This is a genomic window from Arthrobacter sp. TMP15 (genome assembly GCF_039529835.1).
Lineage (GTDB): Bacteria > Actinomycetota > Actinomycetes > Actinomycetales > Micrococcaceae > Specibacter.
The window spans coordinates 88053-112311 of the sequence record NZ_CP154263.1 but is presented as its reverse complement, the minus strand read 5'-3'; the positions used below and the strand labels follow the sequence as shown (position 1 = coordinate 112311).

Below are 24259 nucleotides of genomic sequence, written 5' to 3'. Positions count from 1 at the left end.
CCCGCCAGAATTGTGTAGCCGTTGACCGGCAATTTCTCCGGTTTGTAGCCCTGGGGATGTTCTTCGCGGGCCTTGTGTATCGCAAAGCCCGGAAGTCATTACATTGGCGCGTACACGGCAAGCGTTACACTGCGAACCTCTACAATCCAAGGCCGTGGCTGAGCCTCGTGAGTGTCTCGCGAACGATCGTTACCGAGCAGCGCGCCAGGCTTGGCGTCCAATATTTCGCTACCAGTACCCCAGCCCAAAAACTCCATGCTGCCAACATGCACACCAGAACGTGCGTTCTCGGGATGCCCACATAGGCTGTAACCATGAACAAGCTGCGGTCCATATCTGGGGAGACCGAGGAAATCACCCAAGCGCTTCAACTCAGTGTCTATGTTGAGGAACTGGGGCGGCAGGCAGAAATTGCCAGCCGCTTCCTAACACGGGCGTGGCTAAGGGCGATGCGACCGGAGACTGACACTCACGACACGATGGTCTGGGGCGACCTGCAAGCTTCCCTCTTCGCCTGTATTGTCATTCAGCGGATGGTCCAGCCAAATGACGCGTCACACCATCCGAAGTCGACCAGAACACAGAGGCAGCAAAGGCTCACCGAGCGTTCGCATCAGCTCAACGACATCCTCCAGCTAGACGAGGACTTCCCGGTGCTCAACGTCAGGAAGATTAGAAACGCCTTCGAGCACTTTGACGGGGAGCTGGACGCACTGGTCCTTGCAGGCAGGCCTTCTATCGTCGACTGGCACATCTCCAAAGACGGTCTAAGTCTACGGACACCCCCCGGTCAGGACGGTCCAGTCACACAGGCATTGCGTGTCTTCTACCCTTCCGGTGGAACTCTTCACTTCGGAGACCTATTTCTCGATCTTTTCAGCATGGACTGCGCATTACTGCAATTGAGGGATGAACGTGTACCAAAAGCACTCAAGGAACTAAAGGCTAAGTCCGCAACCGGACCGAAGCTCTTTGGGGCGCCACAGCTCATCCACCTGATTCCTCCGGAAAAGACCGAGCCGCGCCTTGCCGAGTGGCTAAAAGTCCGAGAGGAGATAGGACATGCCGTTCCCTACCAGGTGCCCAGATGATGACGCCCGCACTTTCATGTCGGAATCGCTGATGGTTCTCGCCCTGTCCGCACGGTGACAACAGGGTCAGCTCACGGCAGCCCTGAAAACACTCTGGATTCTGAAGAGCCACAAATCAGACTAACGTCGGATATTCCACTTTTTCACAAGCCACCCCTTTACCTCCTGGAGCGGCGCTTTCTCGCAGAGCCTCGTGGGGCTTGTTCATGTGAAGGCATCTAGATCCTGATTTTTTGTGTCGTTGGTGACGGCTGAAGCCCGGAGAGGGTGTGACGGCGGCGAGGAGGAAGTGAGAACTCTAACTCTTTATATACACCAACCGTCTAAACAGCTACGAGGTGTCGTTCAAGGGCACTGAGCTCTCCGTAGTCATTGGGTATCCAGGGGTCCCATTCTGATTGTTCTTGGTCGTAGAGATCTTCTTCGTAAATCACGGGGACAAGATGCCGTTCGAGATGGGCGTGCCAAACTCGGCGTTGTGCTTTGACGATGCTGCGATGTTCTTCGTAGTCTCCTTGGACACCCAACCATTCGGCAATTGTGGTGAGGTTGGTGCTGTGTATGAGCTGCCAGTAGCCATGGTGGCGCTCAATCATGGACAGTTCCGCCAAAGTAGTGAGTTCTCTGGCCACCGTAGGTCGGCTCATTCCTGTAGCCCTGACAATGTCAGCGGTGGTGGGGGAGTGCCGCCCTCGTTCAATGGCCTCGTATACCAGGGCTGATGGTGCGCCGAGAGCTCTAAATACAGGACGAATGCCGTAGATTTTACCTTTTCTCCACGCAGTAGCGTTAGCCAGGTCTTGCCAGTGTTCAGGGAGACCTAGCAGGTAGATATCAGCCTGCTTGCCATGAGCGTTCTCAATTTTAGAGAGAAGACCGCCGCTGTACTTCACTAGATGCGGTAGCAACCTGGCTATCGTCCCGTGATGGTGCCCCATAGCGAGAGCGAACGCCCTACAGCCCACATTGATCGCTAAAGATCCTTTCGCGCGCGCGAAACCTAGAACAGCCCGAAGAAGGAAGCGGAGAGTGATTCCTTCACGTCCAGTGCGAGCGAGGCGTTGGTCAATAACGGAATAAAGAACATTTTCGATGTCATTGATCTCGCTCATCGTCGAGAGCCGGGATCGAGGTTGAACGGCACCCCCGCTGTGGGTTAAGGGAGGCTCTGTGTCGTATTTATTGCTAGACCTTTTCCCCACTGGTTGATGGCGTTGTTTCTCGGTTACCCATGCGGATGCGTTCTCCCATTCCTTGACCAGTAACCTCTCCAGGCGTGTGTCGTTACCGTAGAGCGCCCGGAGACCAGCGAAATCGGTGCTGAGTCGTGCTTGTATCTCTGGCAGGCTGACCTGCCAGGCGCATAGGTGATTTAGTACAGCTATGCGGGCTTCTGAGTCGCTTTTGTACCGTGTGGGGTCATAGCGGCCGGTGCGAGCGATGTTGCGCAACACGGAGCCGCGCAGGATCAAGTCAGTGGAGGGACCGACCGAGGGGTTGGTGTCTTTGACAGCAAGGAAGCTTTTTTTGCTGGTTTTTTTGGCGCGTACTTGAAGAATAGATGCGGCCAGCGCCTGTCTTAGCGCTTGTACAGCAGCGGCCGGGTTACGGCGAATCAAAACGTCGTATGCCTCTGAAAGGGGCGTATCTAGGACTTGGTGTCCAGTGAGCGACTTGTGCAAAGAGCCAGGTGGGCGAATGCAACCATCAGTAATGTTCTGATGTGGGCCTGGGTCCAAACTAGGGAAGCGCGTAGCAAGAGCCTCTACGAGTTCTCGAGCGTCTTCAGCAGAGAGCCGATCAATAACAGGAACATAAATATGGCGTCCACCGCTGGGGGAGTGGTCAGCCACAAACCTCAATCCACAGGATGTAAGTAAGGCGCATATCGCCTCCGCATCATCGTCAACCACTGCCTGCAGGGCTTTAGAGGTGTCAAGGTCAAGGCACAAAGTTGCTACGGAGCCATCTGCACCATGGACCATCACTGCGACAGCACGAGCCGGAAGAGCTTTGGTGATGTGGGGCGGATTGGAGCGAGAGCGAGGATATTTCCCGCCGCGGGTAGCAAACCGCATGACAGGGGCGCCGGCAATTAAAGGCGCGAGAGCAGCCCATGCTTGAGCATGGACAGAGCCACTCGCCGACACGTTAGATGTGTCAACTGAGTAGGTTTTACCCAAAAAAGCGTGTGCGTGTATGATGGAACCATTCCTTAGCAAAAGCGGGCATGACAAAGCCGCTGTTGTTGAAGTAGCTACAAACCGAGAAACTTGCCGGTTAGAGGTTTCTAGCTACAGATTGAGTTTCAGGCAAGGCCCGCAGTTTGCGGGCCTTTTGCCGTTTAAGAAGCCTTTGCTATAGGCAAAGCCTCCTGTTTTACGTCGTTAAGTTTGTTGGGTAGACCCGCATCCCGATCAATAAGGGCTCCGACGTAGTCAGCAAGAGAAAGTCCTGCCCGTTGAGCCGCGTACCAGGCCCGTTCATGTTGGACAGGCTGAACCAGGTTATTCAAGGGAACTTTGTTCCCTTTGAGCTTGGGGGGTATGTAATCAGCCATATGACAAACATATGCCACTGCCAGTGCCAGCGCTAGCGCTGGTTGCGGCGTGTCGCTGGATAATCACTCAATTCTTAGATGAGATTGAACAATTTTTTCAGTCCCGTACTCCCTTAGTGCTTTCCACGCTGTCGCAAGCCCCGCGATTATGAGCAGTGCAGAGAAACCACTGATGATCTGACCAAGCTCGTAGATGCTAGGCATTGCAAAGCCTGCGAGTAAAATCACTGCCCTCACTACGGCAAGAATGAACCCTCCAGCTAGGAGAACAGATGCTGCCCGCCGAAGTGTTTGAGATCCTGTACGAGCGTCACGAACCAGTGGTCCCGTAATTACGGCACCCAAGTAACCGATGTAAATCACGATGACAGCGTTGTAAGCGAAAACTAACGGATCATCAATATAGGCGCCGAGTCCTGGTGAAGGGGTGGGAGTGTTCGTGAAAGCAAAGAGCCCCATCGCAAGTGAGAACGTGGCAACAAGAATGACTTTCCCGGATAGTCCAGCCGTCAGCCGCAGGGATCGTTGACTATGTAAGGTTTTAGCCAATTCGCTGACCAGAATATTAACAGCTAATAGTAAACCCAACTTCGCAAATAAGTCTGTGAAGTTGGTACGAAACAAGAGTTCGTCCACGGCAGCGTAGATGACTGGAATCATGAGACCAAAAGCTAACGAGGCGCATAGCCCACTGAGAAATATAGCCTGATTCCTACTCTGGCTAAGTCCGGGTAAGCGTGTGATCGTCAGCGATGCAGCGGTGATTAGAACGGCCCAAAAAACTAGATCCATCAGCCCAATGCCTCCAAATAATTCTTGTTCTCTTCGACCACATCTACCTTTTTCTTGGTAAGACGGCGAAGAGCCGTGAGCCTATCTGAGGCTAGGTCGATTAAATCGATATCGCTTATCTCGGAGAGTGCATTATCCCGCCCATACAGGGGCCAGCCTGCTTCTTCTGGGGTGACGACCCCCGATACGACTAGGCCGTTGGCACTCGATACTCCACTAAGTCTGGAGATAAGTATCGCAAGCTCTGGTGTCAACCGATTGTCTGTAAGTTGTGCCGAGAAGTTGCTTGGAGCTATCCCCGATCGTTCAGTCACTTTTCTCCGCAAATCGCCAGGGTCAATGGCATCTATCCAGGTTCTCACAGACTCTTCGTTGGGGATCTTGCTCAACTCCACATGTGCCATCATGTGGGAGAAGTCTGCGCGGACACGTGAGAGAAGATGAACAAGGACATCGGTATGAGTAAGTTGGCTCAGTAGTTCCGCTGAGGTAACAGGTAGTCGGTTATCAATGAGATCGGTGTAGCCAGGGAACTGGCCAAGTACGTCTAAGGGATTTAAACCTGCCGCTCTAGCTGCGCTGATGACGGTGTACACCGTCATACGGCCACGAATCTTTTGGTTCTGAAGTGTAGTTCGCTTCATACCTAAGAGTGCGGCTAACTCTGCCGTGCCGTGGGGCATGCCGGCTTCTTGCAGCCATGCTGAGAAGTCGCGAAACGGTATCGACATGTTTTCTTCCCCTCCGAAGATTATGAGTAGGAGTGCCTGATCCCCTGTCTATTTGGACTAACTTGTCACTTATTTATAAGTTATTGGTAAATGTTATCGTAGTGTCTATTGCGAGGAGGGGGTAGGCTGCGCATCGAGATGGCCCATGGTGCCTTCGTACATCAAAATTATCTACCCTTTAGGTATTGCAAAAGCTCTGTTACAGCAGAATCGAATCCGTCAGCGCTAACTTTGTATATGACGCGAACACCTTGCCGGTCAATGTCTGCGTCAGATTCAACTGCTCCAAGCTCTTCCAGCCTCACCAGATGCCTAGCAACCGTTCGATAGTTGACCTTGAGATATCTGCCAATATCCCCCGAGGTTGCCCCGTCCGGGCTCTGCCAAAGATGCCGGAGAATCGCCGCCCTGAGTGGGGTCATGCCGAAAATTTCGATTACTTCTGCGGCCTCTCTTGGAGGCGGTGGTGTCGAGTATACATATTTCGGCATCCTCTGATTCTGTCAAACAGTTAACGACACAGACTTCACTGTATCTATAAATGGTACAGTGTAAATATTGTACCCCCAACGGTCTTCGGTCGTTTTTGGTAAATGAAACGTCCAAGAAAGTGAAGAAAACACATGTGTGGAAGTAAACGCTTCGGAAGAGTCGTCGAGGCAGCAATGGTTGGTCTGTCATGGTGCTGCTGTGAATGAAGAGTCCGGGTCGGGCGCTGTGGCTTTGGTGGCTGGTGCGTTTCTGTTGCCGGTTCTACTTGTGGTGCTGATCGTGTTGGGCATGAGCACGAGTTCACCAGCAGCGGCCGTGTGCTTGCCTGGTGTGTCTGTTGACACCACTAAATTGCCGACAACGCCGGTTGCTGGGTTTGAGGGTGAACAGCTCAAGAATGCGGCATTGATTATCAATGCCGGTCAGAAACTGAACCTCTCTACTCAGGGTCAAACCGTGGGAGTCATGGTGGCTATTGGTGAGTCCGGGTTGCGTGTGCTGGATCATGGCGACGGGCCGGGGCCTGATTCACGCGGTCTTTTCCAGCAGCGCGATAATGGCGCGTGGGGTAGCTACACGGATCGTATGGACCCGACGATTAGCGCAACGAACTTCTTCAAAGCTCTGTTGAAAGTGTCCGGTTGGGAGTCCATGACTCCCACAGCGGCCGCGCACGTAGTGCAAGGCAACGCTGACCCGGACCACTACTCAAAATATGCCCAACCTGCCAGCGCGGTCATCGCCTCATTGGCTGGCATCACGGTCGAGGAAGCATCTTGTGAGGGTTCACCCGGTATTCCGGGGGAGTCAGGCAAGGATGACGATTACGGGTTCAAGGATGGCCTATACAACGCCAATAACCCGGTGACTGGGTTTTCGTATAAGAACTGCACGGACTTCGCGTGGTGGCGGATGATGCAGCAAATCAACATTACTGATCCGTCCCAAATGGACGCTCGGGCGCTGGGACCTGGTCACGCACTGACGTGGGGACCGACGTGGCAGCGCGAGGGCTGGACCGTGACGATGACACCTAAGGTTGGGGCCATTATTTGGTACGGCCCGGGCAATCCTGGTGGTGATCCTCTCTATGGCCATGTGGCTGTGGTAAAGGCCATTGCCGCTGACGGCACGGTCCTTGAAGAGGGCTACAACATGGGTCCGGATCATTTAGGCGGGTACTACACACGCACTATCGCCGCTAGCTCACCCTCTGGGTACTTACTCATTCCTAGCAGCGATCAGTTCGCTCAAGCTTCCTAACTAAGAAGGAAATTTCTTGATGAAAGCAAAGCTCTTCCAACTCGTGACCGCTGCGGGAATCGCTGTGACCGTACTTACTGGATGCTCTGGGCAACCAGTCGCACCGAGCGCAGAAACCGAAGAAGTCTCTGCCACCGTGACCGCTACTGCCACGGAATGCGGTTCTTGCGATGGGTCACCTCAAGCGGACCATACCGGGATCAGTGATCCGGGATGGGATGACCAGGCTAAGACCGATGCTCTGGATGTGGCCTCTCAGGCCATGGTTCTCTACAACCGCCGCACGGTGGATAGCAAAATGTGGATTTATGAGCTGGCCCAATACATGACTAACGAAGCCGGGGCTAAATATCAGGGCGTGGACCCAGCGAACATCCCGGTCTTCAAAACCATTGGCGCGCCGAAACTACTCATAGATGAGGGAAATGGCTTCGCAGCTCATGTTGAATTTCCCACGACCATCGGTGTTTTCGACTTCGATCTGAACCGTCAAGGCGCTAATCGTGAGTGGAAGATCAAGTACATCAATATGCCTGACGGCTTCCACTAACCCTCCCTATCGAAAGAAGAAGATCACTATGGCTATTGATAAATCTCTTGTTCAACCCCTTCCGGTCATTAGCGCCATCATCAACAGTGACGACACCGGAGTGCTCACGATCGACTCAACTGAGGAAGCCCACACCGGAGAAACCGCCGATGCTTTACGCCAGTCTCTGATGGCCCGGGTCTTTGCTGAGGCCGCCACACATGGCCGCCCGGTGCGGGTTAGCACGATGGATGAAACGGGTCTTTCTACCTTGATCTGCTCGCCCAGTGGTGAGGTTGAAATTGAAGATGACTCCCCAGCACCGGCCGCACCGGCACTGAAAATTCTTCCCCTTGATGTTCAGGACATACCGAAAGCGCCGGCTACCCCACCCTCTATGACGCGGGTTCCTGTGAGCACCCCAGACGTAGTACAGGGGAGTGCTCCGGAGGCTGGCAGTAGTCGGCGTGCTTTGCGTGAAGCCGGTTCTTTTCTGGCTACACCAGCCGCTCATGAACCAGCCTCACAAGGATTTCGGGGAGCGTTGAACAATCTAGGGCTCTCCCTGGCACCCTCAGCGGGGGAGTTGAGCGAACGCGAAGACATTGCTTTAGTCTCTAAGCACTTCGCCGGGACCCGCGTGGTGGCTGTCGTGAACCAAAAAGGCGGATCAAATAAGACACCTACCGTCGCTAACTTAGCTGCCGTGTTCGGCCGTAACGGGGCAAGTGTGGTGGGTTGGGATAACAACCCCACGACCGGGACCTTGGGGTGGCGTACGGAAAAGGGTGATCACAGCAGAAGTGCCCTCGATGTGATCGCTACCGCTGATGCTTTGCTCTCACCTACGGCACAATCTGCGGATATTAACGCTTACGTGCATCACCAAAGCACGGATAAATACGACGTACTGCGCTCGGACTCGGATGTGGCCGGTACTCACGAAGTCAACGCCGAAGAAGTAGACGTTCTCCATCGAGTCCTCACGAAGTATTACCGGCTCATTCTGATGGATTCAGGGAACAACCACCGAAGTGCTGAGTGGAACCGCATGATTGATCACGCCGATCAGTTAGTGGTCCCCACGACCAACGAAGAAGACCGTGTAGAGGCGGCCCTTCTGACGTTGCAGGGCTTGGACCTTCGGTGTGAGCGCTCCGCTGCGTTGGCTGCCAACGCCGTCGTTGTCGTCTCCGAACGTCAAAGCGGGGAAGGACGCCTGTCATCCGCGACCGCTGATAAGTTCCGTCCCTATGTCCGGGCGGTCAAGATCGTGCCTTTTGATCCGGCGTTGAAGTCTGGCCAGATCCGGTACGGTGCTTTGCAGTCCCGAACTCAAAGAGCGTGGCTTGCGGCTGCTGCTGCGGTAGCGAGCGGATTGTGAACGTGACCGATCAGAGCCTCAATCCTTGGGTTCAGGCCGCACAGAACATCACACCAGAACCTGCCCACCAGGTCCTGCCCCCGGCTGTGCCGCGTGAGTTACCGGTCTTCCTTGCCGCTCACGGTGGGGCCGGTGCAACGAGCTGGGCACATATCCTCGGGGCCGTCGATGGGGGACTACTGAGCACCCCGGCGAAAGCGGCATTGCTTCCCGGAGCAGAAATTGTGTTGGTAGCCCGAGCCAGTCTCGACGGTATAGATGCGGCGAAATCTGCGATAGCCATTCATGGCTATCAACAGTTCGCTTGCGTTCTGCTGGTGCCCTCGGGACCTGGGAAGATGCCGCGATTGATCACTGATGAGGTCAAGGTTCTTTCCGGTGCGATCACCATAGTGGCCGTTCTTTGGACACCGGCGCTACTTGCCCGTCGAGCAGCCCTGTTGGGCCAGAACGATATTTCCCTCAAAGAACTTAACAAGATTACTGCCGCCCTGACAGAGGCTGGCATCACCATTCAAGGAGAAACAAAATGAACATCATCACCAGCATCACCGTCTTTGCAGGGAACTTGAGTGCCGAAGCTAAGCCACTGCCTCAAGAAGTCACTAATGGTCTGGACACCATCAAAAGCTGGGTACAGATCATCGGTGGTTCCATCGCCGTTATCGGACTCATGATGCTTTTCGTGGGCTTGTTCTTCGCTCATAAGCACGGTCATGGTCAAGAGTTCATGGGTAAGGCCGGCTGGTGGCTCGTCGGGGCCATGGGCTTCGGTCTTGCCGCCGTGATCGCCCCTATCTTCCTCTCTATGTAAAGAAGCGGTGATTCTTCAATGAGCAAAGCAATGAAAACATCCAAAACACTCGGTAAAGGGTGGTGGATATCCCTAGGAATCGTGCTGGTTGTTGCGTTCCTAGCTGTCCTGATTTTCGTCAAACCTGCCACGAAGACACCTGAACCAATCGCTCAGCCCACCACCAGCAAAACAGAGAAACCAGCTGGCGGTTGCGACGTCCCACTGGGGGATACCTCATCAAAACCCGCCATGCCAAAGGACCTCCGCTGGGAAGCAGCTAAAGGTTGGACATGGCCTGTCTCCGACACCTACGGACCCACACAGGATAAGGACGGGTACGGAGTCTGCTTCGCCCGTTCCCCCTTGGGAGCCGCATTGGCTATGACAACGATATTTGCTTCCGGTAACACGATGGACGCCAAGGAGGCCATCGAAATTTACGTAGCCGATACCGTTGGCAAAAAAGCGGCCCTAGCCGAATCCGCTCCATCCAGCTCCGCTCCAATGACGCCAGCTGGGTTCTCGATTGAAGCCTACACACCTGATCTCGTAGAGCTCACAGTCGTCTACTCATTCCCTTCAAGTTCAACTGGATACGTAGGGTTCCCTTCCTCCATGACGTGGGAGGACGGCGACTGGAAAGCAAAGGTTTCGGACAACGGAAAAGTAAGTGGCGATCGGACCACTAAACCAGTCACAGGAGGGTTCCAAAGCTGGGGTGGACCAAATGTCTGATTGTGGTTTCTTCGACGGTGGTTGCAAGGCTAAAGACGCCATTACGGGTGCGATCGACTCTGGTGCCCAAGATATGGGCAAAATGATGATGACTGCGTGGGATTCGGTGATGAAGTCTTTTCTGACTTCATGGCTTGATGTTGGTTTGATGGTGCAGTTGGATGCGGGTTCGGTGCCGTGGTTGACTCAACAACTGCATACGTTCAGCGTCTTCTTCGCTGTCATCGGGGTCATGCTCGCCTGTATCTGGACGATGGTTCATGCACGCGGGGATAAGGCTATCCAAGTCAGTAAATCCCTATTCCGTGTCTTTCTGGTCACCACGCTAGGAACGGTTCTTATCCAGGTGGTTCTGGCCGCTGGGGATTCATTCTCCACGTGGGTTCTTGAGAGCGCTGGAATTTCCTCTGACGGTTACGAAGTTATTGGTTACGCCGCAGGGCTGGCTCCTGGCATAGCTATCATCGCCGGAATATTCGGTGTGATAGCAACACTGTTTCAGTGGGGCATCATGATGGTTCGTGCCGTTGTTCTGCCCTTATTGGTGGCTGTCTGGCCGCTCTCGGCGGCTGCCTCGATGGTTCAAGGTGGGGAAGAAACCTTTTCAAAAGTCACTAAATGGCTGATTGCTTTCTTGCTCTACAAACCGGTAGCGGCCATCGTTTATGCCTTCGCGTGGAAGATGAAATCCGGGGATGACGGTGTAGGCGGGGTCATCAGTGGAATGTTGCTTTTGGTGTTAGCCGTCGCGGCGCTTCCTGCCTTGATGAAACTTGTTTCCCCCGGTACAACGGCCCTTGGTGGGGCTGCTGGTGGCGGAATGGCGATGGCTGCTGGTGCCGCTGTCGTTAGTGCCGGTGTTGCTGTAGGTGCCGCTGTTGTCACTGGCGGGTCTAGTGCTGGCGCTACGGCCGGTAGCGCGGGGACTACGGCAGCTTCTACTAGCACTACGACGGCCTCGACAGCTCAAGGCACTGGCACGGCCATGACTGAGGGCAGTGCCGCAACCACTGGTAGCAGTCCTGCCTCCAATACAGGATCTTCGGCACTAGGTTCTGATTCTCCTAGCCCCTCGGGCCCACAGGGTGATAGCGGCGCTGACGGCAGCGACGGTTCTGGGACCGCTGGCGATTCTGGTCCTTCTGGTTCCCCAGCACCAGGCAGTGGAGACGGTGGCTCTAGTCCTAGCGGTGGAAGCTCCGCTGAGGGATCTTCTGGTAGTCGGTCTGGTTTACAGGCCGGGGCTCAATCACTGGGCGGCACTGTCGCTGATGGTGGAAAAGACTCTGATGGAACGGATGTGATTGGCGAATGAGCGAGAACGTAAGCCAAGAGAAATTTGGTAACTGGCTTGAACCCTCTTCTCCGGGGATGTTTGGCCTGAGTCTGGGCGCGTTGATTGTTGCTGGCGTTGGCCTTGTTTTCACGCTGCTGTGCCTGATGAAAAGTCTCTACCTTCCCGCGCTGATCATTGTGGCTATTACTGCTGCGGTGGTGTTGTTCGGGTTGGTGAAGTGGTTCGGTGCCACCCTGCTTTCCCGGCTCACCGACAAGGCATCCTTGGCGCTGCGCCGGGTCAACGGTGAAACGTTCTACGTCACCGGGGCTTTATCCACGTTGCCTCATGAGGATTTAGAGCGTTTACCTGGTGCGTTGGTCAACGTTGATACCGTCTCGGGTAGGGATGGTTTAGGCCGTCCGTATTCATTGCTGCATCATAAATCTGTTCACCAGATCGCCGCCGTGTTTGGTTGCTCTCCGGATGGTTCAGCCATGCAGGAACAAGGGGTGGTGAATGCTCAAGTTGGTCACTTCGGTGCGTGGGTTTCTTCCCTGAGTGTTGAGGATGGTCTGAGTGGGGCAACGATTGTTGTTGACTCCGCCTCGGAATCCTCCGCTGGGACGTGCGCGGCCGTCCGTGACGCGGTATCCCCGCATGCCCCGGCCTTTGCTAAAGAGGTTCTTGACGCCGCTGTCGGTACGTTGCCAGCGCGCACCTCGGTGTTGAATGTGTACTCCACTTTGGTGTGGGACGTTGAAGCCCTCGGGGGTAAGGGTGATGATATTTCCTCACCCGTTGCTGAAATCGCTTCGCGTTTACCCAGCCATACCCAGCTCCTTGACGCTGCCGGCGCCGGTGCCCCTAAACCGCTAGTGGAAGCTGAACTATCCCATATTGCCCAGTTGGCGTATCAGCCAGGGCGGGATCAAGAACTGGCTCTCGATGCGCTGCAGGGCCGCCAAGCGGAGAGGAAATGGGCCCATGCCGGTCCTAGTTTCTTCGATGACTCACGCGGCCGTGTGGTCTTCCATGATGGGGTCGCCTCGATGACGTTGATGATGACGATTCCTCCCGGCGCCCACATCACGGCGAAGTCCTTTGATCGCTTATTCGGACCGAACGCTAAGTTCCTACGTAAACGAGTCCTGATCACCTACCGTCCGGTGGATGGGGGAGTGGCCGCTAAAACGGTGGACCGTCTAGCGAAAACCGCTGACTGGCGGATTAGTACCCGTAAGGGCCGGCCAACGACCTTTGATGCAGCCCGGAAAGCTATAGCCGTTAAAACCGAATCAGACTTGCAAAAGGGTGCACGGTTGGCGATGTTCTCCATCATGGTCACGGTCACGTTCGCCCCAGATAAAAAGTCGTACGGGGAGGCGTTGAATCAGGTGAAGTCGTTGATGAATACGTTGATTATGCCGTACCGCTTCGTGGAACATGCCGGCTCGGCCGCGTTCCACACCACACTGCCCTTTGGTGTGTTGCCGTGGAAGTACAGTTCCAAGCCGTTGTGGATGGAAGGGGTTCTCTGATGGGAATTTTCAGCAACATCATCAAGCACCATAAGACCTCTCGCGGGTTGACTGGTCTAGGTGGAGGCCGGTGGGGGAAAATTCCTCAACCGCCCCAGTGGTATTCATCCTCTACGCAGCTGTGCGGGATTTACCCTTTCTCCGCTGGTACCTCCCGCCCGAACGTGGGAACACCCTTGGGCCGGGATATGAACGTCAATACTGCTGTGTGTGGGGATATGAAGACCTGGTACGACGCCGGTCTGATTTCTTCCCCGTCGATGATGCTCTTTGGCCTCAATGGCAACGGTAAATCCAGTATGGCTTTACGGTTCATGTATTCCATGGCTGCACGCGGGATTATCCCGGCAGCTTTTGACCCGATCAAGAATGAGTACGGGGAAGCCATTGAAGCAATCGGTGGGAACCGTTTCAGTTTCGGCCCCGGTAAACCCGATCATATTAACGGCCTTGACCTAGGTTCCCTCGGTGATGCTGCCGCCGAGATTGGCGGTGAAATTGGGGACCAACTTTACGCCTTAGCTATTGATAAAGCGGTAGATACGGTGATCTTGTTTACCCAGATCAACCGTGGCTCGAACAAACCACTCTCCGATATTGAAGAAACTGTTCTAGAGGAACTGGTCAAGGTCGTCATTCACACAGTCAAAGATCCGTGGATGCCGGATCTTCTACAAGCCTTTGACCACGTTCCCCCAGACGTGCTGGAAATTTCTGGTTGTGACACTGCTACTGCGTTCCATGCAGAATTCAAGGGACTCGGCCAGTCTCTGCAAGCCCTCATCAAGGGCCGCATGGGCGCGCTACTGCTCGGGCGTAAGAGCGTGCGGATACCTTTGGGCAATCCGGGCGGGTTCTGCTTCGATACCTCATCCATCCCCGAATCAAACTCTAAAATGCTTTCAGCGGCAATGCTGGGCACATGGAATATTGGCTTCTCTGCCATGGATGCCCACTGGGAACTAGCCGAATTTGAGCGACGTAAAGCGGCCGAAGCGGCCGCGTGCGGGGACTTCTACGAACCTAAAATGCGCTGGGGTTCCTACTTCGCCATTCAGGACGAATTTTGGTACCCCATGCGTGCCTGTGAAGGCATCATTGACCGCGCTGACCGGGTAGGACGCACGAACCGTGGCCAAGGGGTCAGCGAGCTAAAAATTACTCACAGCCCCAAAGATTTCCTGTCCCTACCCAACGCTAAAGATCGAGAGACAGCGAAAGGTTTCGCCCAGCGCTGCGGGATGCTGGGCCTGATGGCCCTCACCCTTGATGACCTGGACGCTCTGAGCGCTGTTCAACCCTTAAACGCTCGTGAAGTCGCCACCGTTGCCGGTTTCAACGTTCCCCCCTCATGGGCTCAAAAACCCGCCGCTGATGGAAGCCCGACACCTCCACCAGGGGCGGGAAAGATCCTGCTGAAAGTTCCGGGACGAGTCGGCATTGCTGTGCAGATGACCTTGACTCAGATTGAGGATGAAAAACACGTCACGGACGCTCGAAGCCGTATCTCTACTACCCCGGAAAGTTTGGTGGCCTAAATGGGTGCCCCAACACGCGCACGCTACCTTCGCCGTCGTGATCGTGCCACGACGATTCTCATTTCCATCGTCGTTGCTATCGCTCTTTCGATTACTGCCGGTTTCTCCCTCGGGCAGTGGTTCCGCACGAGTGTGTGGGCCTCTCCGGCCGCCGTCATTCTCACCCTGACCAAAAAAGAGGCGACGTGGACACCGCTGTATTTGATCGGCATGGGCGTGGCCGCGTTACTCGTTCTTCTTCTTGTTTTTGCAGGCATGTTCGTGTGGCGGAAAATGGGGGGCAGGTCTGCGTGGGTAGATTCCGCGGCACCTCATATGGCTTCAGTTTCGGAAGTGAAGTCGTTGACGCAGAAGTCGGCCCAAGCCACGGCAAAGCGTTTGGGTGGTGGTACAGAGGGTTTCGTGGGTCTTCCCCTCGGGGCGGTTTTACCGGCGGGGAAGATGCTTTACACCTCTTTAGAAGATGTGGGATTGTTGTTCGCTGGCCCTCGTACGGGTAAGTCTTCCTGCTTCGGCATCCCGCACATTCTTGATGCCACCGGCCCGGTGTTGGTCACTGAGAATAAGCGTGGGCTTCACGATCACACTCGGGGCGTCAGAGAGGCTGTTGGAAAGGTCTTCGTCTTTGATCCGCAGGCGATTGTGGGGGAATCAGCGGATTGGTGGTTCAACCCCTTGGCGCCGGTCACCGATGAATCCAAGGCTTATGACTTGGCCGAGTTGTTCGCCAAGGCCGAGATGGAGGCAGTGTCATCCTCGGCTAACGGAGGGTTCTTTGAAGAACGAGCCACGACGTTGCTACGCGGACTGTTCCTAGCCGCAGCGATCAGTCAAGGACAAGCCCTACCCAACGACGCTGGAACGACGGGAGCAAAGTACTGGTTACGCGATGTTCAGGAATGGATTGCCGCTCCCGAAGCAGAAGCGCCGGTGGCGGTGGAACTGCTCGATGGCACCATGTACAAGGAAGTCTTGAATGAGCTGATCGGTATTTACAACGCGGCCCCGCAGGAACGCTCCGGTGTTTTCTCCACCGCCCAGGTCATGACGAAAAGCCTATCCAACCGCCAAATTGCCAGTTGGGTGAATCCTGCCGCCGGTGAGGAGAACGGTGCGGGCCGGATGCTCTTTGACCCGGTGAAGTTCTTGGAAGGCTCCAATACGCTCTACAGCCTTTCCAAAGATGGTTCAGGTTCAGCCAAGGCGTTGGTCACCGCACTAACGGTGGCGGTCTGTGATGCTGGGGAGTTCAAAGCCTCCACCCTTCCTGGGGGCCGGCTAAAAGCGCCTTTGGTGGTGGTTCTGGATGAAGCGGCCAACGTGTGCCGGTGGCCCAAACTTCCCAAGTTGTACTCCCATTACGGATCGCGCGGGATTCTCATCGACACGATTCTCCAGTCCTACCCGCAAGGCGAAGGTGTGTGGGGCAAGGCAGGAATGGATGCCCTTTTGGAGGCTGCGAACTGGGTGGCTTACGCGGGAGGGAACAAGCCCGGACATCTTCTGTCCTTGTTCTCTGATGCTATCGGTGACTACTACTACTCGACCCCGGGTTCCCCGGGATCCCAGGGAATGCCGCGCGGGCCTCGCCAGGAACAAAAAGATAAGGTCTTTGATCCGGCAGAACTCTCTGCGCTTCCCAAGGGACGGGCAGTGTTGCTCTCCTCGGGGAACCGGGCTGCGCTGCTGCGGACTGTGCCGTGGATGGTGACTAAGCATCAAGAAGGAATCCGGGCATCGTTGAAGAAGTACGATCCGCAGGCAGAAAACACCATCAAGGAAGCCACTGAATCTATAGAAGCTATGCGTCGTGATCCTGACGCGGTGGCCGGGGTAGCGGCATGAGTGAAGCATACGATGAGGAAACCGGGGAAGTGATCGACGATGGGGACTCACAGGACGGTGAAGAAGCTCAAGCGGCAGAACCCAAACACCAAGACGTGTACGAGTTCTTTGAACGCACTTACAGCCCCTATTACGAACTGGCTGACGCCAGGATGAGCGCTTTGAAACGCGATAGTCCACTCATGTCGTGGTGCGATCAGTGGTGGCTCCACAAGTCCGTCGTGGGGCGCATGGTCGCGGCCTGGTATGCCTGGGAAGACGCCTTCGCTGCCGGGGGAGGGGCAATGTCCTCATGGATACTCGAACACGCGGACCGGCACTACGACCGGGTCATGTCCGAAGAAGGACCCTTCAGAAAATGCAAAAGCGGTCACACCGACGACCTCGACGAGTACCGGACCATTGCTGCACCCGACTCACTCAGGTTGCATGACGAAGCTAAAGCCGACCATGACATCGGGACGCAACAATGGGGACTTGGAACAGCAAGCAGCAGTGGCGTGCGATTACTGTCACCGCCAGCGGACAAGCTTTTATCATGAAGAAGATCTCGCGGCTGAACGCCCACACACACATTCTCTAGCAACGAGTAAAGGAGTCAGCCATGTCAGAAATGAAGAATCAGGAAGCTTCAGAGGCCCGCCTCGTTCTTCCAAGAATCGCCAATGTATTCCACGTACCAGGAGCGCCCGAAGGTGCCACTCGAGCAACTCTGATCGCTCTGGAAGCGGAGGCAATTCGGTTCCGTGTCATCGCCCTTAATGAACACGACGTCCCTGATCTAGGGTGGGATCAGTTTGCTGGGCTTGACCAGAACGTTCAATGGCCAGTCGTGGAGATCAGCTCGACCCTCGACTTTGACTATGTGCCTCTCGACGTGTGGTCCGGCCATCAGCCAGAGAAAATCATCGAGTGGGGCCAGAAGATGGTGACCATCGAAGAAGAAGAAATTGAGGATGCGGCCAAATTCATCCTCCACGCGATGGGTTCCAACCTCGAGGAATCTAACCAAGTAGCAAACGTTCGTCGAGCGGTTGAGGCCGAGAAGATGGTTGAGCGGTGCCTGGACCCCAACTCAACGCTACCCACAGCTGCAACCTCTCTGCTTCCGATCCACAGACTCGTTGTTTCACACCGCGGAAACCCGCAAGAAGTCATTGCCGATCCGCAGCTAGAACAGGCGCTAGACGCGATGCTGCAGAACCAGCAGTTTGGCTTATCCGACGGCGACGGTAATCCCCTCATCACGGCAAGGGAGGTGGTTTCTTTCATGCGAGGTACCCTCGCTGGCCAGGCTGAACTTCTTGCCCAGGACAGGGTAACCGCAGTGGCCAGCGGAGCTGCTAAGGCTGCGGAGCTGGGCAAGGAGATGCACTTTGGTGTGGAGGGACACAGCAAAGAGGACAACGCGCGCAGGCTGGAGGCTGCACAAGCCGTCCAGGCTGTCTTGATGCGCGACGGACTTGATGACCCCACTGAGCCGTTCGCCCTAACCTCTGTTATCGAGCATGGCGGGAACTTGTCAGAAGTAGTCAACGACCCGGGCTTATACGAAGACCTCCGCGAGAATTTGAACCTCCCCTTCGTTCAAGCAGCGACAGTCGAGGAGAAGTCCATCGACTACTTGGACCGTGGGACCAATCAGGACTACTTCGACTCGGTCGTTTCATCGTTGAAACTGAAAGAACAGTACGGAACCGACAAAGTTCTCCAAAAGGCCATGCAAGCCGCATCCTTCGCATCCTCCCAGCATCAATTTCCGGTGGCCCACGTCGCAGCAGGTAAAGGAAAGACTGCCACCACGACCCGCGGCAGCGCTCCGGAACAGCGCCAGCGCCAACAACCCGGCCTGGCGAGATAGCCTGCCTGCCGTTCACATTCGGATAGCCGTTTAGGGAACGTCTCATATGCGGCAATGATAGACACGGTACAAATGGTGTACAAAAACCAAGGAGTTCTTCATGGCATTACCTGCTGGCCCCGCCGTCACGGCGCACGCCTGAGCTACTACTAACGATGGGCACAGCAGGGCCGCTGCTGTCGTCACCGTCACTGTCACTGCCAGCTCGGCGGCCGTTGTTAACGCCTCAGTCACTGCCAACTATGAGACATCCCCTACACCCGAACAGAGGAAGAAAGTTCGGAAGAACACGATAATTCTTATCGCTGCTTTCGTTGTCCTTTTCATCCTCGCCTCAGCTCCCATCTGGCCTTTCGGAGTAACATTCGTGGGGGCAACGTGTGTTGCAATCGGAGGGTTTGTGTCCATCAGACACCGCCTGATGGAGGAAAGTAACGTGCCGTTGAAAGACGACTATAAGAACTTTCCACTCGCGTGGGTGGGTGTCGGTGGTGTGCTGGTCGCCGCCGACGCATTTGCACCTGCGTGGTCGATGATCACGGCATGGTTTGCCTCTTACTTCGGATAGAACATTTGCTGTGGCACGCAAAGAGCGGCCTTCGGCGATAGATTCGGAGCCGCTCTTTCTTTTCTACACTGTGCAGTGTCACCGTGCACCGCGTTCTGGTGCTGGACGCTGCGGCGCTTTGGCCGGGCCGGTGGTCCTGGTGGGGGTTGGTGGTGTGCGGTCCCTTTTCGCGGCTTTGTCGGGTTGGGGCCGTGGTGAGCTGTATTGGTTTTGCGCGAAGGCTTTCGCTTCCATTGCTTTGGCCAGCATCCTTTCCTCGGCTGTTTGGGGCTGCTGAGGTTCTGCAGGCGGGGTTTGAGCGGGTGCTTTCTCAGGTTCGAGGGATGCTTTGAGTTTGGCGTCGAGGTCTTTGCTGGTTTCGCGTGCTTGTACCAGCTCGTTCTCGTATTTGAAAGGCCGCGCTAGTTGTGCCTCCGCTTCCACGACGGCCAGTTGTTCGTTGGCTATCGTAGTTTGGAGCTTTTGGGCTATGTCGGGGATGGAGGAGACCCGGTTTTCCAGTCGTGTAATGAGGCCAGCCCCGCTCTCCATGATTTCCCTACGCGCCAGAACAAGGCCGGTGTCTGGTACGCCTTTCGCTTCGATGAGCAGGTCTTGGTACTCACCGAGGCGGGATTGGTGGAAGGCGTTAGAGACGACGAGTTCGTGGCCACCAAGGGTGGCCACGGTGCCGTAGTCCTTGGGAGTACGGCCATAGTTCCCGTAGTCGGTGGTGTTGTCCTTCGTCCATTGGTACAGCGCTGCCAGGGCGTCGGTGCGTTTGTCCACTGTGCCGCTGGCAAAGCGCATTGTGAAAGCGTCGCCGTTGGTGGGGGTCACTAGCGGGATGGCTGCCAGCACGGCGGGCAGTTTCCGCTCGGCCGTCTCAATACTGGTGAGGGATCGCGATTTGGCCCAGCGGACATTGGTGTGTGTTTGTTCGTGGCTTCGCTTGAGGCGTTCGAACCTGGTCCGTGTGGCGTCGGCTTCGATCTTTTCCATCAGCAGTGGGTTCCCGCTGGTGACTGCTTTGATCTGTGCCGCGTTCAGTGCTTGGTCGCCTACGTCTTCAATCTCTCGCACGTCCAGGCTGCCACGTAAGACTTGGTTGATCATGGTGGCTTTGCGTTGGATACCGTCCCACGCGGCACTATCTTGGCTGCCGACGGTGGCGTACTGGTAGATGTTGACTTCGGCGTTGCCGTTGCCTTGGCGGATGATCCGTCCGTCGCGTTGAGTCAAGTCTGCCGGTCGCCAGGGACAGGTGACGTGGTGGAGCGCTTTGGCGCGCAGCTGCACGTTAGTCCCGGTGCCCATTTTCTTCGTGGAACCAAGCAAAACGGCAACCTCGCCGGTGCGGCACTTTTCAAACAGGGCCGCTTTTTGTTCGGGCTTGGGGAAGTCGTGGACGAACTGGACTTGCTCGGGCTGGATGCCACCAGCGATGAGCTGGTTTTTGATTTGTTGGTAGGGAGTCCAGACGGGTCTGCCGTCCGGGTCCTTCTTATCTGATGGTGTTCCTTCGTCGCAGAACACCAGTTGCAGTGCTCCGCGCCGCTCGGAGGTTACTTCTGACTCGAACTTGGTTTCGTACTGGTTCTCTCGGTTGGCTTCCCAGACTTTAAGGATCTTGTCGGTGACCAGATCGAGCTTCGTGGTCGAGGTCGGTTCGATGCCGACCATGCGCATATCCAAGGCAGCTTTGCGGCCATCCCCGTAGATGGACAGTGCGTTGTCCTCGCCCTTTTGTGACCACCCGCTGAGGCTGTCCAGTCTTTTCCCTAACGCTTCCATGTACTGGCCAAGTTCAGCTGGGCGGGGCAGGAGAACTAGCTCGGGCTGGCGCGCCCCGTCACTCTCACGCGGGGCAATGTCGGGAATGGGTAGGTTGAGGTCTTCGGAGAGTTTCACGTCTGCGAAGACGTGGAAGGTGCGCAGCATTTCCGGGACGTTTTTGAACTTGGCGAATCGTGCCTTGTTCTTTAGCCGGCCTCCGGCGTCCATTTCGATGGCTGTCACAGTTTCACCGAACGTCGCGCCCCACACGTCGAAGTTCTCTACTCCTGCGTCGCGCAGCAGATCGGGGCGCAGGAACCTCTGAACGACATGGGCCTCGGTAAGAGAGTTGGCAATGGGTGTACCCGTGGCCATGGTGGCTACTCTTTCTCCATGAGTGGCACGGAGGTATTCCATCTTCAGATGCATATCGGTGGCCCGTTCAGAACCATCGATTGCTGCACCCTTGATGTTGGTGACGGTGCGCAAGTTCTTGAAGTCGTGGGCTTCGTCCACGAACAAATAGTCCACGCCCATGTCTTCAAAGCTCAAACCAGGGTCCGGGGCCTTGCCCATGAGCCTCTTCATGCGCTCTTCTTCGGCCTGCAGTTTGGTTTCAAGCTTCTTCACAGTCGTCCGGTCTTCACCGGATTTCAAGGCATTGCTGATCGTTTCCCGCACGTCGCTGATGAGAGTGTCTTGGTACGCCTCAATCGTTTCAGGGCGCACACCGATGCTCTGAAAAGCGGTCTGGGTCATGATGATGCCGTCCCAGTCATTGGCTGCGGCCCGGGCGACAAACTTCTGCCGTCGATTAGGATCGTTTTTCTTGGCGCTCAGGTCCTCAGTAGCTGCTGAGAGAAGGACAGCTTGGGGGTACCATTCCAGCCACTCGCGAGTGAATTGTTCGAGCATGTGGCCAGGGACCACGATGAGCGGCTTGTTCACCATGCCCAGACGTTTGAGTTCCATGGCCCCCATGACCATCTCTCCCGTTTTGCCGGCTCCTACTTCGTGGAAGAGTCCGACCGCTGGTTCCGAGATGATGCGTGCCACGGCAGTTCGTTGGTGGGGGTGGGGTGGTTTGGAAGATGTTAGCCCTGGCAGGGTGAGCCGTTGGCCTTCTTGGGTGTAATCACGCAGGGCAATGGAATTGAAGCGCTTGTTGTACTCACCAATGAGCTGGTTCGCGCGCTGGGGTTCCTCCCACACCCATTCGGCAAATCGCTCCTGAAGCTGGTTCGCTGCTTCATTGGCGGCTTCGGTTTCTTCCATGTTGGCAACAAGCTTGCCGTCGTCGTCCTTGTCCTCGACTTGGATCGTTTTCTGTTCCAGAATCGTTTGCAGCAGGTCAGGGGCCGGCCTCCGGCTGGTGCCCCACTCACTGGTCGCCTTCAGCGTTCCCCGGTTGGCTTTAACCCGCCAAATACCGCTGCCCATGCCTGTTACCGTCGCTGAGGGGTCATTGAGGATTTCCCGCACGAATGCTTCGTGGTACTCGGGGCTGACCCACACAGCCCCCAGACGCGCTTCAACGTCGTCCATGCCCACTGGTGTTGGTTGTACCTTTTCCAGTGCGGCGACGTTGGTATTCCACCGCGGATCTTTGCTCGCTGCCTCGCGTGCTTCCTCCAACTTGATACGCACGTTGCCAGATAGATACTCCGGTGCTGTCAGGAGTGTGTTGCTGCTGGGATCGTCGAAGACGAGCGTACCCAGTTGTAGGCGCGCTTCGTCCGGGGTGCTGCCGACAAGATCAGCAATGACCTCCACATCAGGGGCACCGTAGGTGTCCATGCAAATGGCCAGTGCCTCATCTACGGTGTCTGCACCCAGGACGGGCTTGCGCACCAACATCTGACGGTGCTGAAGAAGTCCACCCGGGCTTGCCTCTTGCGTCTCCTCCTTAAAATCCTCCAGGGCGGCAGGGAGGCTACCAAAGGGGTCGTTGAACTGAATCTTCTGCACCGCTGTGGGAATGACCTTGGAAAAGGTTGAATCCCCAGTGTCCTTATTGATTCTTTCTCTGAGTGTGTAGCGGTTGACTGGACCGTACTTATCGACGTAGGCGGTATAAGACTCTCCCAGCGCCTGTCGCTTTTCCGCGAGGAGGGGAGTGTCTTCCTGATCGCTGGCTTCCATCTCAATCAGGGCCCGCGCACCATCGCGCATCCCCAAAAGCTGGCGCAGCTCTGCGGCGTGGGCCTTGGGGAAGTCGAACGGCACATAGCTACTGGACTCTGCGATGGTGAAGGTGCCGTCGCGTTCCGAACGAATAGTTCCATCCCACACAGCGTTGCTCGTGCTGAGCAACGCTGCAGGCTGGACAGCTTGGGCTTGTTGGATGGGTGCAAATGCCCTGTCTTGTGCCAAAGCGTCTTGGGTGATGTTTTGCAGTCGTGTCCCCAAGAGTGTGGGGACTTCAGATAGTTCGCCTTCGGCTTTGACGGTCACGGTTCTTGGGCCATACATTCCTGTGCCGACAGTGATCGTGCCGAGCACGTTCTGGGGGTGGGTGTCGTAGTAGTTGTTTATCTTGATGTTTGTTCCATTAACGATCTTTGGCCCCACGGTTTCCCACTCCGTGTTGGCCGGCTCCCGTCCTGGTTCGCGCTTGCGGAACAGCAGGACGTCAGTGAGGGCGTCCGTGCCGGCTGCTCGGCGGTGCGCTGCTGTGGGCAGGCGGACCGCTCCCACGAGGTCGGCCATGGCGCTCATTTCGCGCCGTGCGGAGGGGTTTGCCGCGTCCAGGGTGAAGCTGGAGGAAAGCACGGCCACATACCCGCCAGGTTTGACCGCTTCAAGGGATTTGATGATGAAGTGGTTGTGCATCGAGTGGTCGCCGGCATTGAAGGACGGGTCAGTAAGGGGCGTTTTGCTGAAGGGGACGTTGCCCACGGCCAAGTCGAAGCTGTTGCGCTGGATGGGGGTGTTCGCGAAGGACTCGTTGCGAATCGTTGCGTGTGGATACAGTGCCTGGGAGATGGAGGCGGTCAGCGGGTCCAGTTCAATACCGGTCATGGTCGCACCGGCAGGGGCCATGCCGATGAATGTTCCTGATCCCGACCCAGGTTCCAGCACTTGCCCGCTGGTGAAGCCCAAGTCCTCTACTGCTGTCCACATCTGCTGGACAATGGCCGCGTCCGTGTAGTGGGCATTGATGGTGGTGCGTGAGGCTGCGCTGTATTCCTTCTCCGTCAGCACCTCTTGAAGCTTGGCACGCTCATCAGCCCATTCTGCCTTGTCGAAAAGCTGGGGCACCGCTCCCCAACTCGACCACTTCGCCAAGCTGCGCTGTTCTTCAGGCGTGGCAGTTCGTTGTTCTGCCTCAAGCAAGCGAACGATGCCAATGGCCTCATAGTTCGCCGCGAAGCGGGACTTCTGGCCCGAAGGTGCCAGATCATCCTGGCTCAACGGCCGGAACTGCTGGCTAAGTTCCTGTGGTGTCTGTGCGGGCTGTTCCTGTGCTGACTGCTGCTGAGCCGCCGGGGCTGGTTCTTGG

General features: G+C 56.0%; 21 protein-coding genes. 14 read left to right on the top strand and 7 right to left on the bottom strand.

What is annotated here, in order from left to right; all coding sequences use genetic code 11:
• Nucleotides 1–314 precede the first annotated feature (314 nt).
• Nucleotides 315–1091, top strand: a complete 777-nt coding sequence (locus AAFM46_RS16890) for a hypothetical protein (RefSeq protein ID WP_283532111.1) — start codon at nucleotides 315–317, stop codon at nucleotides 1089–1091.
• A gap of 323 nt (nucleotides 1092–1414) precedes the next feature.
• Here the strand turns inward: AAFM46_RS16890 and AAFM46_RS16885 are convergent, their stop codons facing one another.
• The 5 genes from AAFM46_RS16885 to AAFM46_RS16865 all read right to left on the bottom strand — a co-directional run bounded on the left by AAFM46_RS16885 (nucleotide 1415) and on the right by AAFM46_RS16865 (nucleotide 5665).
• Nucleotides 1415–3241, bottom strand: a complete 1827-nt coding sequence (locus AAFM46_RS16885; protein WP_343320570.1) for a helix-turn-helix domain-containing protein — start codon at nucleotides 3239–3241, stop codon at nucleotides 1415–1417.
• A 194-nt stretch (nucleotides 3242–3435) separates the two neighbouring features.
• Nucleotides 3436–3606, bottom strand: a complete 171-nt coding sequence (locus AAFM46_RS16880) for a hypothetical protein (RefSeq protein ID WP_343320568.1) — start codon at nucleotides 3604–3606, stop codon at nucleotides 3436–3438.
• Nucleotides 3607–3714: 108 nt separating this feature from the next.
• Nucleotides 3715–4443, bottom strand: a complete 729-nt coding sequence (locus tag AAFM46_RS16875) for a hypothetical protein (protein WP_343320567.1) — start codon at nucleotides 4441–4443, stop codon at nucleotides 3715–3717.
• Entirely contained in the window at nucleotides 4443–5174 is a 732-nt protein-coding gene (locus AAFM46_RS16870) for a hypothetical protein (RefSeq protein ID WP_343320565.1), read from the bottom strand. The genes AAFM46_RS16875 and AAFM46_RS16870 overlap by 1 nt, the downstream gene beginning before the upstream one ends.
• A gap of 167 nt (nucleotides 5175–5341) precedes the next feature.
• Entirely contained in the window at nucleotides 5342–5665 is a 324-nt protein-coding gene (locus tag AAFM46_RS16865; protein WP_343320564.1) for a helix-turn-helix domain-containing protein, read from the bottom strand.
• A 199-nt stretch (nucleotides 5666–5864) separates the two neighbouring features.
• On the opposite strand from AAFM46_RS16865, the gene AAFM46_RS16860 reads away from it, so the two are divergent.
• From AAFM46_RS16860 to AAFM46_RS16805, 12 genes are all read left to right on the top strand, one after another.
• A complete protein-coding gene (locus tag AAFM46_RS16860) occupies nucleotides 5865–6929 on the top strand; it encodes a CHAP domain-containing protein (protein WP_343320562.1) in 1065 nt (354 codons plus the stop codon).
• A 19-nt stretch (nucleotides 6930–6948) separates the two neighbouring features.
• Nucleotides 6949–7479: a hypothetical protein gene (locus AAFM46_RS16855; RefSeq protein WP_343320561.1), complete on the top strand. Its 531-nt coding sequence runs from the start codon at nucleotides 6949–6951 to the stop codon at nucleotides 7477–7479.
• 28 nt (nucleotides 7480–7507) lie between these two features.
• Nucleotides 7508–8842, top strand: a complete 1335-nt coding sequence (locus AAFM46_RS16850) for an AAA family ATPase (RefSeq protein WP_343320559.1) — start codon at nucleotides 7508–7510, stop codon at nucleotides 8840–8842.
• 2 nt (nucleotides 8843–8844) lie between these two features.
• Nucleotides 8845–9375 (top strand): hypothetical protein, encoded by a 531-nt coding sequence (locus AAFM46_RS16845; RefSeq protein WP_343320558.1) that lies wholly within the window; start codon nucleotides 8845–8847, stop codon nucleotides 9373–9375.
• On the top strand, nucleotides 9372–9656 hold the full coding sequence (locus AAFM46_RS16840; RefSeq protein ID WP_343320557.1) for a TrbC/VirB2 family protein: 285 nt from the start codon (nucleotides 9372–9374) through the stop codon (nucleotides 9654–9656). The genes AAFM46_RS16845 and AAFM46_RS16840 overlap by 4 nt, the downstream gene beginning before the upstream one ends.
• Before the next feature lie 30 nt (nucleotides 9657–9686).
• Complete coding sequence (locus AAFM46_RS16835; protein WP_343320556.1) at nucleotides 9687–10373, top strand: hypothetical protein; 687 nt, start codon at nucleotides 9687–9689, stop codon at nucleotides 10371–10373.
• Entirely contained in the window at nucleotides 10366–11688 is a 1323-nt protein-coding gene (locus AAFM46_RS16830) for a hypothetical protein (RefSeq protein ID WP_343320555.1), read from the top strand. Before AAFM46_RS16835 ends, AAFM46_RS16830 begins: the two co-directional genes overlap by 8 nt.
• The gene (locus AAFM46_RS16825) at nucleotides 11685–13190 is read left to right on the top strand and encodes an SCO6880 family protein (RefSeq protein ID WP_343320554.1); all 1506 of its coding nucleotides are present in this window, start codon (nucleotides 11685–11687) and stop codon (nucleotides 13188–13190) included. Before AAFM46_RS16830 ends, AAFM46_RS16825 begins: the two co-directional genes overlap by 4 nt.
• Nucleotides 13190–14728, top strand: coding sequence for an ATP-binding protein (locus tag AAFM46_RS16820; protein ID WP_343320553.1), 1539 nt, complete (start codon nucleotides 13190–13192; stop codon nucleotides 14726–14728). The genes AAFM46_RS16825 and AAFM46_RS16820 overlap by 1 nt, the downstream gene beginning before the upstream one ends.
• On the top strand, nucleotides 14729–16573 hold the full coding sequence (locus AAFM46_RS16815) for a TraM recognition domain-containing protein (protein WP_343320552.1): 1845 nt from the start codon (nucleotides 14729–14731) through the stop codon (nucleotides 16571–16573).
• On the top strand, nucleotides 16570–17115 hold the full coding sequence (locus tag AAFM46_RS16810) for a DUF4913 domain-containing protein (protein ID WP_343320550.1): 546 nt from the start codon (nucleotides 16570–16572) through the stop codon (nucleotides 17113–17115). The genes AAFM46_RS16815 and AAFM46_RS16810 overlap by 4 nt, the downstream gene beginning before the upstream one ends.
• Before the next feature lie 62 nt (nucleotides 17116–17177).
• The gene (locus tag AAFM46_RS16805; RefSeq protein WP_343320549.1) at nucleotides 17178–18434 is read left to right on the top strand and encodes a hypothetical protein; all 1257 of its coding nucleotides are present in this window, start codon (nucleotides 17178–17180) and stop codon (nucleotides 18432–18434) included.
• Nucleotides 18435–18476: 42 nt separating this feature from the next.
• Here the strand turns inward: AAFM46_RS16805 and AAFM46_RS16800 are convergent, their stop codons facing one another.
• Nucleotides 18477–18668, bottom strand: coding sequence for a hypothetical protein (locus tag AAFM46_RS16800; protein ID WP_343320547.1), 192 nt, complete (start codon nucleotides 18666–18668; stop codon nucleotides 18477–18479).
• Between the two features lie 187 nt (nucleotides 18669–18855).
• Here AAFM46_RS16800 and AAFM46_RS16795 point away from each other — a divergent pair, with 187 nt between their 5' ends.
• On the top strand, nucleotides 18856–19002 hold the full coding sequence (locus tag AAFM46_RS16795; RefSeq protein WP_343320546.1) for a hypothetical protein: 147 nt from the start codon (nucleotides 18856–18858) through the stop codon (nucleotides 19000–19002).
• Nucleotides 19003–19080: 78 nt separating this feature from the next.
• Here the strand turns inward: AAFM46_RS16795 and AAFM46_RS16790 are convergent, their stop codons facing one another.
• Complete coding sequence (locus tag AAFM46_RS16790; RefSeq protein ID WP_343320545.1) at nucleotides 19081–24171, bottom strand: SNF2-related protein; 5091 nt, start codon at nucleotides 24169–24171, stop codon at nucleotides 19081–19083.
• Between the last annotated feature and the right edge of the window lie 88 nt (nucleotides 24172–24259).

Bases quoted from the DNA above. Each gene is read 5' to 3' on its own strand.
- AAFM46_RS16890 (WP_283532111.1), top strand. From the start codon at position 315: ATGAACAAGCTGCGGTCCATATCTGGGGAGACCGAGGAAATCACCCAA.
- AAFM46_RS16875 (WP_343320567.1), bottom strand. From the start codon at position 4,443: ATGGATCTAGTTTTTTGGGCCGTTCTAATCACCGCTGCATCGCTGACG.
- AAFM46_RS16870 (WP_343320565.1), bottom strand. From the start codon at position 5,174: ATGTCGATACCGTTTCGCGACTTCTCAGCATGGCTGCAAGAAGCCGGC.
- AAFM46_RS16865 (WP_343320564.1), bottom strand. From the start codon at position 5,665: ATGCCGAAATATGTATACTCGACACCACCGCCTCCAAGAGAGGCCGCA.
- AAFM46_RS16855 (WP_343320561.1), top strand. From the start codon at position 6,949: ATGAAAGCAAAGCTCTTCCAACTCGTGACCGCTGCGGGAATCGCTGTG.
- AAFM46_RS16850 (WP_343320559.1), top strand. From the start codon at position 7,508: ATGGCTATTGATAAATCTCTTGTTCAACCCCTTCCGGTCATTAGCGCC.
- AAFM46_RS16840 (WP_343320557.1), top strand. From the start codon at position 9,372: ATGAACATCATCACCAGCATCACCGTCTTTGCAGGGAACTTGAGTGCC.
- AAFM46_RS16835 (WP_343320556.1), top strand. From the start codon at position 9,687: ATGAAAACATCCAAAACACTCGGTAAAGGGTGGTGGATATCCCTAGGA.
- AAFM46_RS16830 (WP_343320555.1), top strand. From the start codon at position 10,366: ATGTCTGATTGTGGTTTCTTCGACGGTGGTTGCAAGGCTAAAGACGCC.
- AAFM46_RS16825 (WP_343320554.1), top strand. From the start codon at position 11,685: ATGAGCGAGAACGTAAGCCAAGAGAAATTTGGTAACTGGCTTGAACCC.
- AAFM46_RS16820 (WP_343320553.1), top strand. From the start codon at position 13,190: ATGGGAATTTTCAGCAACATCATCAAGCACCATAAGACCTCTCGCGGG.
- AAFM46_RS16815 (WP_343320552.1), top strand. From the start codon at position 14,729: ATGGGTGCCCCAACACGCGCACGCTACCTTCGCCGTCGTGATCGTGCC.
- AAFM46_RS16810 (WP_343320550.1), top strand. From the start codon at position 16,570: ATGAGTGAAGCATACGATGAGGAAACCGGGGAAGTGATCGACGATGGG.
- AAFM46_RS16805 (WP_343320549.1), top strand. From the start codon at position 17,178: ATGTCAGAAATGAAGAATCAGGAAGCTTCAGAGGCCCGCCTCGTTCTT.
- AAFM46_RS16795 (WP_343320546.1), top strand. From the start codon at position 18,856: ATGGAGGAAAGTAACGTGCCGTTGAAAGACGACTATAAGAACTTTCCA.